Genomic DNA, 11904 nt, shown 5'->3' with positions numbered 1-11904 from the left:
ACGTTATGGCCCGTGGGGTTAACAAAGTCATTCTGGTCGGCACCTGTGGCCAGGATCCCGAAGTCCGCTACCTGCCCAACGGTAACGCCGTGACCAACCTGAGCCTGGCTACCAGCGAGCAGTGGACCGACAAGCAGTCGGGCCAAAAGGTCGAGCGTACCGAGTGGCACCGTGTGTCGCTGTTCGGCAAAGTTGCCGAAATCGCCGGCGAGTACCTGCGCAAAGGTTCGCAGTGCTACATCGAAGGCAAGCTGCAGACCCGTGAGTGGGAAAAAGACGGTATCAAGCGCTACACCACCGAGATCATCGTCGACATCAACGGCACCATGCAGCTGCTCGGCGGTCGTCCGCAGGGCCAGCAGCAGGGCGGTGACCCGTACAACCAGGGTGGCGGCAACTACAACCAGGGCGGTGGCCAGCAACAACAGTACAACCAGGCCCCGCCGCGTCAGCAGGCCCCGCGCCCGCAACAGCAACAGCAGCGCCCGGCGCCACAGCAGGCAGCACCGCAGCCGGCAGCTGACTTTGACAGCTTTGATGACGATATTCCGTTCTGATTGAGCGTTTGGCGTCTAGCTGGAACAGAAACCCAGGGCAACCGCCTTGGGTTTTTTTTTGCTTTACGTAGGGTAATGGTGCCAGAGCTTTTATGATTTCCGCGTAATGTCTTTTTTGGCTGTAGGGCATTTCTGAAGTTGGTCTTGCGTCAACTATTTATTGCCGCGATTGCTTAGTATCGACGCTTTTAAAAGGAGTGGATCATGCAATCAGGCAATGAGGAATTAGTTCAAAAACAAATAACGCTGAAGGATTTGGCAGGTACCTATCAGGTCCCTGGATTCAGTGAGGACTATGCAGCATATCTCGAAGGTTGCACCGAAGGGGCAGGATACTCCGGAGGCTTCGTGATGGCGGTAGGTGGCTTGATTGCCCTGCTGGGGTTCGGCACGATGGTTTTTGGCCCTGAGACGATTACCTATAACAGAATCACGGGGCCGACCTTGTTTCAATATATAGAGATGTATCCAGGTCCGATATTCAGCGTGGGTGGAGCCCTATTTGCTTTGGGGACTCACCTTTATGCAAAAAAGGCCGTTAGCCGTGAAGTGTTTCTGTTGATGCGCTACACGCTTATCGCTCATGACGGGAAAGATGTCAGTGGCGAAGCTCAGCTGCGCCATCTGGAAGGCGACACATTCAATATATCCATCCCCTAAATTCAGTTGTTAAAAGAACCGAATCGAGGCTTGACCAGTCATTCCTGGATGTTCTGATCACAAAGGTAAGGCTTCGAGCACGACCAGAAATCCAGGACAACTGCTTTGTTCTTTTATGGATAGCCATCCTGTGTAGGAAGCATCTGAAAATATTGATAGAGCCCCCCATCGCCGCCTTCGCTGCTTACTATCTGCTCCACCAAAGGCAGAGGGGATGGGCAAATGGACGTCATAATGGGTCTGGTCGCTGCCGTGTTGTGGGGCGCAACGGATTTTTTGGTGGGTGTGAACGCCCGCGCGGTGGGCATTCGACGATCTGTCTTTTTTGGACAGATACTGGGTCTGCTGCTGATGGGGCTGATTATCTTCGTGTCGGCCAATCAACTGGAAAAGATGCTGGCGGCACCTGTTAGCGCATTGCTGCTCGGTGGGGTTGGGGCGCTTTGCACGGTGTTAGGGGCGCTGTCACTTTCCAAGGCCTTCGCTATCGGCAAAACGGCGGTCGTGGCCCCGCTGGTGACATCTTATGGCGTCATTACTACGCTGCTGGCCTGGTTGGGCGGTGATGAGTTATCGCTTTGGCAGTTCCTTGGCTTGCTGACCTGTTTCCTGGGTGTCTTGATGGCCAGCAGCAGCGGTAAGAAGGCGGATGAGCAGGGCAGCTTAATGAGCCGTTTGCCAATTGGTTTCGCTTTGTTGGCTGCGACGCTCTACGGCATCAGTTTCTGGCTTCAAGGGAAGTATGCGCTGCCGTCGCTCGGCCCTGTGAACATGCTGGCGCTAGGGTATGCAGTAGGGGTGATATTCCTGATGCCCGAAGCGCTCAGGCTGATGAGAGGGTGGTCGGCAATCGGGCCACGAACCTGTGCAACATTGTGCTGTGCCAGCTTGTTTAACCTGGGTGGTTTTACTGCATTTTCCTGGGGGGTACTCAATGGTTCGATTTCCATTGTCACGGTGATCAGCACACTGTCGGGCGGCATCGCTGCAATACTTGGCTATTTCTTCTATCGAGAGCGGTTATCCAGTTTTCAGGTAGTGGGCGTGAGCCTGGTTTTGGCGGGTGCTGTTCTGCTGCATCTGCTTGAGTGACATTGATTCCGTCCAGATGTAGCGAGCCATGGCGGGGCTCTGTGGAAGCAGGCTTGCCCGAATGCCAGTCAGATAAAACTACAGGGGCTGCTGCGCATCCCATGGACGCGGTTCGTCGCCACGACATGCCCGCTCCCACAGGGATAGCGTCAGCCCAGAGCCTGCGCGGTATCTGTGTGAGCTGGCTTGCCTGCGATGGGCCGCAAAGCGGCCCCGGCGATCTTGGATCAGGACTCTGAACATGGCTGCCTGTGGCGGCCTCTTCGCGGGTGAACCCGCTCCCACAGGAATAACGCCATGGCACAGGCCTGCGCGCAGTGCTGGGCACCGGCAGCGCCAGCAACAGCGCCTGCCACTGACCCATGTCATCGCACCTTCCCGATTCTTGACTAGTCTTACCTATTGGCAGCCATCAAAAAGCCGCCACCGTGACTACCAAGAGGCGCCGGCCATGTTCCGTGCGTCCACCATCTGATCAGGAGTGCACGATGGACCTGAACCGTCGGCAGTTCTTCAAGGTCGCCGCTGTCGGCCTTGGAGGCTCGAGCCTGGCGGCGTTGGGCATGGCCCCGACGCCGGCCTTCGCCGAGCAGGTGCGCCACTTCAAGCTGGCGCATACTATCGAGACCCGTAACACTTGCCCTTACTGCTCGGTCGGCTGCGGCCTGATCCTGTATAGCCAGGGCGATGCGGGCAAGAACGTCAAACAGAACATCATCCATATCGAAGGGGACGCCGACCACCCGGTCAACCGCGGTACCCTCTGCCCGAAAGGCGCCGGCCTGCTGGACTTTATCCACAGCCCGAGCCGCCTGCAGTACCCAGAGGTACGCAAGCCGGGCAGCAAGGAGTGGGTGCGTGTCAGCTGGGACGAGGCGCTCGACCGTGTCGCCGACTTGATGAAACAGGACCGCGACGCCAACTTCATCGAGAAGAACGCCCAGGGGCAAACCGTAAACCGCTGGCTCACCACCGGTTTTCTTGCTGCTTCCGCCGCCTCCAGCGAGGCAGGCTACCTGACCCACAAGGTCGTCCGCGCAACAGGCATGCTGGGGTTCGATAACCAGGCACGTGTCTGACACGGCCCGACGGTGGCAAGTCTTGCCCCGACGTACGGCCGTGGCGCCATGACCAACCACTGGTCCGATATCGCCAACGCGAATCTGGTCCTGGTGATGGGTGGCAACGCAGCAGAAGCGCATCCGTGCGGCTTCAAGTGGGTGACCGAGGCCAAGGCGCACAACAAGGCGCGGCTGATCGTGGTCGACCCAAGGTTTACCCGTACCGCTTCGGTGGCGGACTACTACGCGCCGATCCGGACCGGTACCGACATCGCCTTCATGGGCGGGCTGATCAATTACCTGCTGACCACTGACAAGATCCAGCACGAGTACGTGCGCAACTACACCGACGTGTCGTTCATCGTCAAAGAAAGCTATGGCTTCGAGGACGGGCTGTTCAGCGGCTACGACGAGGCCAAGCGTGTGTATGTCGATAAGTCCGGCTGGGGTTACGAGCTGGGTGAAGACGGCTATGCCAAGGTCGACCCGACCCTGCAGCACCCGCGCTGCGTGTTCCAGCTGATGAAGCAGCACTACAGCCGCTACACCCCTGAACTGGCGAGCATGACCTGTGGTATGCCACAGGACGCGATGATGAAGGTGTGGGAAGAGATCGCCACCTGCTCGGTACCGGGCAAGACCATGACGATTCTCTATGCGCTGGGCTGGACGCAGCACTCGATCGGTGCGCAGATCATCCGCAGTGCGGCCATGGTCCAGCTGCTGCTGGGTAACGTCGGCATGCCGGGTGGCGGGGTCAACGCCTTGCGCGGGCACTCCAATATCCAGGGCCTTACCGACCTCGGCCTGCTGTCCAATTCGCTGCCGGGTTACCTGACCCTGGCTGGCGATGCCGAGCAGGACTATGCCGCGTACATCGACAAGCGCGCTTCCAAGCCGCTGCGCCCGGGGCAGCTGTCGTACTGGCAGAACTACGGCAAGTTCCACGTCAGCCTGATGAAAGCCTGGTACGGCGCCAACGCCACGGCAGAAAACAATTGGGGCTACGACTGGCTGCCCAAGCTCGATGTACCGGCCTACGACGTGCTGCGCATGTTCGAGATGATGGGCCAGGGCAAGGTCAACGGCTACATGTGCCAGGGCTTCAACCCGATCGCCGCGCTGCCGGACAAGAACCGCGTCACAGCGGCGCTGGCCAAGCTCAAGTGGTTGGTGATCATGGACCCGCTGGCCACCGAAACCTCGGAGTTCTGGCGCAACGCCGGGCCGTTCAACGATGTCGATACGGCCAACATCCAGACCGAAGTGATTCGCTTGCCCACTACCTGCTTCGCCGAGGAAGACGGCTCGCTGGTCAACAGCAGCCGCTGGCTGCAGTGGCACTGGAAGGGGGCCGATGGCCCGGGCGAGACCCGTACCGACGTGCAGATCATGAGCGAACTGTTCCTGCGCCTGCGCCAACGCTACCAGGCGGAGGGTGGTGCCTACCCTGATGCGATCATGAACATCAACTGGCCGTACAAGATCCCTGACGAGCCATCCCCGGAGGAATTGGCCAAAGAGATGAACGGTTGGGCCGTGACTGACCTTACCGACCCCACTGGCGCCATGCTCAAGGCGGGTCAGCAATTGTCGGGCTTCGGCCAGCTGAAGGACGACGGCAGCACGGCCTCCGGCTGCTGGATCTTCGCCGGCTGCTGGACCGAACAGGGCAACCAGATGGCCCGCCGCGACAACAGTGACCCGTACGGCATGCACCAGGTGCAGAACTGGGCCTGGGCCTGGCCGGCCAACCGGCGCATCCTTTACAACCGTGCCTCCAGTGACCCGCAAGGCAAGCCGTGGGACCCGGAGAAAAAGCGCCTGGTGTGGTGGAACGGCAAGGCTTGGACCGGTACCGACGTGCCTGACTTCAAGGTCGATTCGCCACCTGAGGCGGGGATGAACCCGTTCATCATGAACCCCGAAGGTGTAGCGCGTTTCTTCGCTATCGACAAGATGGCCGAAGGGCCATTCCCCGAGCACTACGAGCCGTTCGAAACGCCGATTGGCATCAACCCGCTGCACCCGCAGAACAAGAAGGCCATCAGCAACCCGGCCGGGCGCATCTTCGATTCGGTGTGGGGCACCCTCGGTACGCACGACGAATTCCCGTATGCGGCGACTACCTACCGGCTGACTGAACACTTCCACTTCTGGAGCAAGCATTGCCGGCTCAACGCCATTGCCCAGCCCGAGCAGTTCGTCGAGATCGGCGAGGTGCTGGCCAACGAAAAAGGCATCAAGGCCGGTGACCGGGTGCGGGTGTCGAGCAAGCGCGGGCATATCGACGCGGTAGCGGTGGTGACCAAGCGGATTCGCCCGCTGCAGGTCAACAACCAGACCGTGCACCAGATCGGCATCCCGCTGCACTGGGGCTTCACCGGCGCGACCCGGCATGGCTACCTGACCAACACCCTGGTGCCATTCCTCGGTGACGGCAACACTCAGACGCCGGAGTCCAAGTCGTTCCTCGTCAAAGTGGAGAAACTCTGATGGCCAGCCAAGACATAATCGCCCGCTCGGCCACCACCACCGTACCGCCCTCGGTACGCCAGCAGCAGGAAGTCGCCAAGCTGATCGACACCACCAAGTGCATCGGTTGCAAGGCGTGCCAGGTGGCGTGCTCGGAGTGGAACGAACTGCGTGACGAGGTCGGCCACAACCACGGCACCTACGACAACCCCCAGGACCTCACGGCCGAGACCTGGACGCTGATGCGCTTTACCGAGCACGAGCGCGACGACGGCAACCTGGAGTGGCTGATCCGCAAGGATGGCTGCATGCACTGCGCCGAGCCAGGTTGCCTGAAGGCCTGCCCCAGCCCGGGGGCGATCATCAAACACGCCAATGGCATCGTCGACTTCAACCAAGACCACTGCATCGGTTGCGGTTACTGCATCACCGGCTGCCCGTTCAACATCCCGCGCATCTCGCAAAAGGACCACAAGGCGTACAAGTGCACCCTGTGTTCCGACCGGGTGACCGTGGGCCTGGAACCGGCCTGCGTGAAGACCTGCCCGACCGGGGCAATCGTGTTCGGCACCAAGGACGAAATGAAGGTGCATGCCGACGAGCGCATCGTCGACCTGAAGTCACGCGGCTACGACAAGGCCGGGTTGTATGACCCGGATGGCGTCGGCGGTACCCACGTGATGTACGTGCTGCACCATGCCGACACGCCCAAGCTGTATGCCGGCTTGCCGGACCAGCCGGTGATCAGCCCGCTGGTGGGGCTGTGGAAAGGCTTTACCAAGCCGCTGGCGCTGTTGGCGATGGGGGCCGCGGTGCTGGCCGGGTTCTTCCACTACGTGCGTATTGGGCCACAGCGGGTGGAGGAGGAAGAACACCCGGCCACGCCAGACCCAAGCGTGCATCAGGTGGACCCTGCGGTGCATGTCTATGATCCGAGCAAGCCCGGTGGGCAAGGGGAGCAGCGGCCATGAACGACAACAAGCCCATCCTGCGCTACAACGCCAACGAGCGCACCAACCACTGGATCGTCGCGATCCTGTTCATTACGGCAGGGCTTTCCGGGCTGGCGCTGTTCCACCCGGCGCTGTTCTGGCTGAGCCACCTGTTCGGTGGCGGACCATGGACGCGTATCTTGCACCCGTTCCTGGGCGTGGCAATGTTCGTGTTCTTCCTTGGCCTGGTGCTGCGGTTCTGGCGGGCCAACTTCATCACTGCCAACGACCGCCTGTGGCTGCGTCGCGTGGACCGGGTGATGCTGAACAAGGAGGAGGGCGTGCCGCCGGTCGGCAAGTACAATGCCGGGCAGAAGCTACTGTTCTGGACCTTGCTGGCATGTATGCTGGTGCTGCTGCTTAGCGGCGTGGTCATCTGGCGGGCGTATTTCAGCCACCTGTTCGGCATCGAGGTCATTCGCCTGTCGGCGCTGGCCCATGCCCTGGCGGCGTTCGTGCTGATCCTCAGCATCATCGTGCACATCTATGCCGGTATCTGGATCAAGGGTTCGATCGGCGCCATGCTGCATGGCTGGGTAAGCCGCGCCTGGGCACGCAAGCACCATGCGTTGTGGTACCGCGAGGTAACCGGCGACAAGACGCCGGGCAATCACGGACGAAAAGAAGGATAAGCGCTTGAGCACGATACTCGAACCCGGGCAGATCGAAGCGTCGGCGGTGATGCCGCCGTTTCTGCACCTGCCCCCGGCCGACCTGTTTGCACTGCGCGCCGCGCGCCTGGAGCACCTGGCCGAGGGCAACGCGCTGGTTGATTACCTGCGGTTTATCGCGCAGCTGTGCCGCGTCCAGCAGCAGCTTGTGGATAACCCGCCCGGCGGATTGCCAGTGGCCGAAGAACGTCAACGCCTGTGCATAAGTCATGGCCTGCCACCCTTGGCAGCTGACAGCCTGGTGCGTGAAGGGCCGTGGCTGGACTGGTTGCAGGCCTTGCTCTCGCACTTCGACAGCGAGGCCAGTGGCGCCCTGGGCGAGGCGTTACAGGCCCTGCGCGACAGCGACGATCGTCAGCGCAAGGGCTGGGGTATCGCCTTGCTCGCCGGGCAATACGATGCGGTGCCGGCGGCGCTGGTGCCGTTCATTGGCGCGGCCTTGCAGGCCGCGTGGTCGAGCTGGCTGCTGACGTTGCCAACCGCTGAGCTCAAGCCCGCCGGCAGCCTGGCCCAGTGCCCGGCCTGCGGTTCGCCGGCGATGGCGGGGGTGGTGCGTAACCGTGGCAAGCATAACGGCCTGCGTTACCTGGCCTGTTCGCTGTGCGCCTGCGAATGGCATGTGGTGCGGGTCAAGTGCGTGTATTGCGAGTCGAGCAAGGATTTGCGCTACACCAGCCTGGAAGATGATCGCCATGCGTCGGGCAAGGCGCCGCTGCGCGCCGAGTGTTGCCCGGGGTGCGTGAGTTACTTGAAGCAGAATTACCTGGAGAACGATGCGGCGGCCGAGCCATTGGCCGACGATCTGGCGAGCCTGGCGCTGGATATGCGTCTGGACGAGGAGGGCTTTCATCGCCTGGCACCCAATCTGATGCTTGCGCCCGGTTAGTGGGTGAGTGTCTACACTGAAATACCGAGTTGCCTTCTTCGCGGGTAAACCCGCTCCTACAAGGAATTGCGCAGGTCTCGAGAGTTGTAGAGAACGCTGTAGGAGCGGGTTCACCCGCGAAAGGGCCAGCACAGACAACGGATCAGTCCAAGGTAGTACCGCATGTCCAACAGCCTCGCCAGCGACACCCCACGCCTGCCGTCCATCGATACCCTCCTGCGCCACCCGGCCTGCCTGCCACTGATCGACCGCCACGGTCGCGACGCCGTCCTGGCGACCCTGCGCCAACTGCTCGACGACCTGCGCGACCCCGCACGCAATGGCCAGCTCGGCGCCGCCGAACTGGCCACTGAAGTCCTGCTGGGCCGTACCGGCGAACGCCTCGCCATCCAGCAACGCAGCCAGGTCCGCCGTGTCTTCAACCTCACCGGCACCGTGCTGCACACCAACCTCGGCCGTGCCCTGTTGCCCGAAGAGGCCATCGAGGCCATGCAGACCGCCGCCCGCTACCCGCTCAACCTGGAATTCGACCTGGCCACCGGCAAGCGCGGCGACCGCGACGACCTGATTGAAGGCTTGATTCGCGAGCTGACCGGCGCCGAAGCCGTCACCGTGGTCAACAACAATGCCGCCGCCGTGCTGCTGGCGCTGAACAGCCTGGGCGCACGCAAAGAGGGCATCATCTCGCGCGGCGAGCTGATCGAGATCGGCGGGGCCTTCCGCATTCCCGACATCATGGCCCGTGCTGGCGTCAAACTGCACGAAATCGGTACCACCAACCGTACCCATGCCCGCGACTACGAAGCCGCCATAGGCCCACGCACCGGCCTGCTGATGCGCGTACATTGCAGCAACTACAGTATCCAGGGTTTCACCCACCAGGTGCCCACTGCCGAGCTGGCGCGCATCGCCCACCAGCATGACTTGCCGCTGCTCGAAGACCTTGGCAGCGGTAGCCTGCTCGACCTCACCCGCTGGGGCCTGCCTGCGGAGCCGACGGTGCGCCAGGCCCTGGCCGAGGGTGCCGATATCGTCACCTTCAGTGGCGACAAACTGCTGGGCGGGCCGCAAGCCGGAATCATCGTCGGTCGCAAGGAACTGATCGCCAAAATCAAGAAGAACCCGCTCAAGCGCGCACTGCGCGTCGATAAGATCACCCTCGCCGCACTGGAAGCGGTGCTGGCGCTGTACCGCAATCCCGACCGCCTGGCCGAACGCCTGCCCAGCCTGCGACTGCTGACCCGCAGCCAGGCCGAGATCCAGGCCCAGGCCGAGCGCCTGATGCTCGAGCTCAAGGCCCACCTCGGCGAGCAATGGGCAGTCAGCGTAGAACCGGCGTTGGGCATGATCGGCAGTGGCAGTCAGCCGGTGGCACGCTTGCCGAGCGCGGCGCTGTGCCTGCGCCCGCAGGTGTCGAAGAAACTGCGCGGGCGCAGCCTGCATGTGCTTGAGCGGGCCTTGCGCTATTTACCGGTGCCGGTGCTTGGCCGTATCGACGACGACGCTCTGTGGCTGGACCTGCGCCAGCTGGATGACGAAGCCCAGTGGCTGGCGCAGTTGCCCAGCCTGCAACTGGGGCCGGTGCAATGATTGTGGGTACCGCCGGCCACATCGACCACGGCAAGACGGCATTGCTGCAGGCGCTGACCGGCCAGGCCGGTGACCATCGCCAGGAAGAGCGCGAGCGTGGCATGACCATCGACCTGGGCTACCGCTATGCCGCGCTGGCAGAAGGCGCAGCACTGACGGGCTTCATCGATGTGCCGGGCCACGAGCGCTTTATCCACAACATGCTGGCCGGCGCCCATGGCATCGACCTAGTGCTGCTGGTGGTGGCCGCCGACGACGGAGTAATGCCTCAGACCCGCGAGCACCTGGCGATCATCGAACTGCTGGGTATTCCCCAGGCGCTGGTGGTAATCAGCAAATGCGACAGGGTCGAGCCCGCGCGACGGGAAGAGGTGCAGGCGCAGGTCAGGGAATTGCTGGCTGATGGGCCTTATGCCAAGGCACGGCAATTCCCCGTGTCGAGCATCAACGGGCAAGGTATCGAGGTGTTGCGCCGGGCCTTGCTGGAAGCCGAGGTGCGGGTGCGTCAGCGCAGCGTGCGCGGTGGCTTTCGCCTGGCGGTCGATCGCGCCTTCGCCGTGACCGGCGCCGGGGTGGTAGTGACTGGCACAGCGCTGGCCGGGCGCATCAGCGCTGGCGACACGTTGCTGCTGGGCAAGGCCGGCAAGCCGGTGCGAGTACGTGGCCTGCACGCGCAGAACCAGGTTGCATTGGTGGCCGAGGCGGGCCAGCGAGTGGCGCTGAACATCGCCGCCGAACGCTTGGCGGTGGAGCATGTGCACCGCGGCGACTGGCTGGTGCCCGAATGGCTGCATGCACCCAGCGTGCGGGTGGACATCGAACTTTGTCTGTTACCCGGGGAAACCCGCATTTTTGAACATTTCAGTGCTGTTCATGTGCACCTCGGTACCCAGGACGTGACGGCTCGGGTGGCCTTGCTCGAGGGCGAAACCCTGGCCGCCGGCCAGCGCATGTTTGCCCAGCTGCTGCTCAACGCACCGTTGCAGGCGGTACATGGCGATCGTCTGGTGCTGAGGGACCAGCGTGCCCAGCGCACCCTCGGCGGCGGCAAGGTGCTCGACCCGTTCGCGCCGAGTCGACAACGCCGCAGCGATGAGCGCCTGCGCCAGTTGCAGGTGCTGCGCGATGCCGAGGGGCTGGAGCAGGCCCTGCCGGCACTGCTTGACAGTGCCCCCGGTGGTCTTGACCCGCAGCGCCTCGAGCGGCAGTTCAACCGCCGGCGGGAAACCTGGCAATTACCGGAAGATGTGCGGGTGGTGGCCACGCGACAGGGCCAGCTGCTGTTTGCCAACACCCAGTGGCAAGCACTGAAGCAGCAGGTGCTGGAGCAATTGGCGCGGTTTCACCAACAGGAGCCCGATCAGCTTGGGCCGGACCGTGACCGCCTTCGTCGCTTTGCGGCCTTGCCGTTGGAGCGGCCAGCATTTGTCAGCCTGCTGGACGAGCTGCTTGATGAAGGGGCGATTGCCAGCAGCGGACCCTGGTTGCACATGCCCGATCACAAGGTACAGTTGAGTGAAGCTGACAGCTCGTTGTGGGCGCGGTTGCAGCCGAAGCTGCTGGCAGGCCAATACGATCCGCCCTGGGTCAGGACGTTGGCCAGTGAGCAGAACTGTGCAGAAGCTGATGTGCGCCTTTTGCTGCGCAAGCTGGCGCGGTTGGGCCTGGTGCACCAAGTGGTGCGCGACCTGTTCTACCCCGAGGCGACCCTACAGCGCATGGCAGAGCTGTTGCTGGGGCAGACAAAAGAGACGCCGTTAGTGCAGGTTGCCGCGTTTCGCGATATGTTGGGCATCGGTCGCAAGCGCAGTGTGCAGATTCTGGAATACTTCGACCGCATCGGCCTGACCCGCAGGGTAGCCGATCAGCGTCATATCCGTGCCGACAGCGCCCTGGCCCAGCAGCAGGCCAGGCACTGAG

Annotated in this window: 9 protein-coding genes; all 9 read left to right on the top strand. The window is 62.3% G+C overall.

Going from position 1 to position 11904, the window contains the following annotated elements:
* The first annotated feature begins 5 nt into the window (after window positions 1–5).
* Window positions 6–557: a single-stranded DNA-binding protein gene (locus ACIP02_RS20110; protein WP_400619671.1), complete on the top strand. Its 552-nt coding sequence runs from the start codon at window positions 6–8 to the stop codon at window positions 555–557.
* Between the two features lie 204 nt (window positions 558–761).
* Window positions 762–1217 carry a hypothetical protein gene (locus ACIP02_RS20105; protein ID WP_400619668.1) on the top strand — a complete coding sequence of 152 codons (456 nt, stop codon included), beginning with the start codon at window positions 762–764 and terminating at the stop codon, window positions 1215–1217.
* Between the two features lie 222 nt (window positions 1218–1439).
* Window positions 1440–2309, top strand: coding sequence for a DMT family transporter (locus ACIP02_RS20100; RefSeq protein WP_400619663.1), 870 nt, complete (start codon window positions 1440–1442; stop codon window positions 2307–2309).
* Between the two features lie 488 nt (window positions 2310–2797).
* On the top strand, window positions 2798–5866 hold the full coding sequence (fdnG, locus tag ACIP02_RS20095) for a formate dehydrogenase-N subunit alpha (protein ID WP_400619661.1): 3069 nt from the start codon (window positions 2798–2800) through the stop codon (window positions 5864–5866).
* The gene (gene fdxH / locus ACIP02_RS20090) at window positions 5866–6816 is read left to right on the top strand and encodes a formate dehydrogenase subunit beta (protein ID WP_400619658.1); all 951 of its coding nucleotides are present in this window, start codon (window positions 5866–5868) and stop codon (window positions 6814–6816) included. Before fdnG ends, fdxH begins: the two co-directional genes overlap by 1 nt.
* Window positions 6813–7469 (top strand): formate dehydrogenase subunit gamma, encoded by a 657-nt coding sequence (locus ACIP02_RS20085; protein ID WP_400619655.1) that lies wholly within the window; start codon window positions 6813–6815, stop codon window positions 7467–7469. Before fdxH ends, ACIP02_RS20085 begins: the two co-directional genes overlap by 4 nt.
* A gap of 4 nt (window positions 7470–7473) precedes the next feature.
* Window positions 7474–8394 carry a formate dehydrogenase accessory protein FdhE gene (gene fdhE / locus ACIP02_RS20080; RefSeq protein WP_400619651.1) on the top strand — a complete coding sequence of 307 codons (921 nt, stop codon included), beginning with the start codon at window positions 7474–7476 and terminating at the stop codon, window positions 8392–8394.
* A gap of 162 nt (window positions 8395–8556) precedes the next feature.
* Window positions 8557–9984: an L-seryl-tRNA(Sec) selenium transferase gene (selA, locus tag ACIP02_RS20075; RefSeq protein ID WP_400619647.1), complete on the top strand. Its 1428-nt coding sequence runs from the start codon at window positions 8557–8559 to the stop codon at window positions 9982–9984.
* On the top strand, window positions 9981–11903 hold the full coding sequence (selB, locus tag ACIP02_RS20070) for a selenocysteine-specific translation elongation factor (protein WP_400619645.1): 1923 nt from the start codon (window positions 9981–9983) through the stop codon (window positions 11901–11903). Before selA ends, selB begins: the two co-directional genes overlap by 4 nt.
* The last annotated feature ends 1 nt before the right edge of the window (window position 11904 follow it).

The organism is Pseudomonas sp. NPDC089408 (genome assembly GCF_044749445.1).
Lineage (GTDB): Bacteria > Pseudomonadota > Gammaproteobacteria > Pseudomonadales > Pseudomonadaceae > Aquipseudomonas.
The sequence above is the reverse complement of the archived record's forward strand: the minus strand, read 5'-3'. Positions and strand labels throughout refer to the sequence as shown.

Excerpts from the sequence above, each read along its gene's own strand:
- fdxH (WP_400619658.1), top strand. The coding sequence starts at position 5,866 with ATGGCCAGCCAAGACATAATCGCCCGCTCGGCCACCACCACCGTACCG.
- ACIP02_RS20110 (WP_400619671.1), top strand. The coding sequence starts at position 6 with ATGGCCCGTGGGGTTAACAAAGTCATTCTGGTCGGCACCTGTGGCCAG.
- selB (WP_400619645.1), top strand. The coding sequence starts at position 9,981 with ATGATTGTGGGTACCGCCGGCCACATCGACCACGGCAAGACGGCATTG.
- selA (WP_400619647.1), top strand. The coding sequence starts at position 8,557 with ATGTCCAACAGCCTCGCCAGCGACACCCCACGCCTGCCGTCCATCGAT.
- ACIP02_RS20100 (WP_400619663.1), top strand. The coding sequence starts at position 1,440 with ATGGACGTCATAATGGGTCTGGTCGCTGCCGTGTTGTGGGGCGCAACG.
- ACIP02_RS20085 (WP_400619655.1), top strand. The coding sequence starts at position 6,813 with ATGAACGACAACAAGCCCATCCTGCGCTACAACGCCAACGAGCGCACC.
- ACIP02_RS20105 (WP_400619668.1), top strand. The coding sequence starts at position 762 with ATGCAATCAGGCAATGAGGAATTAGTTCAAAAACAAATAACGCTGAAG.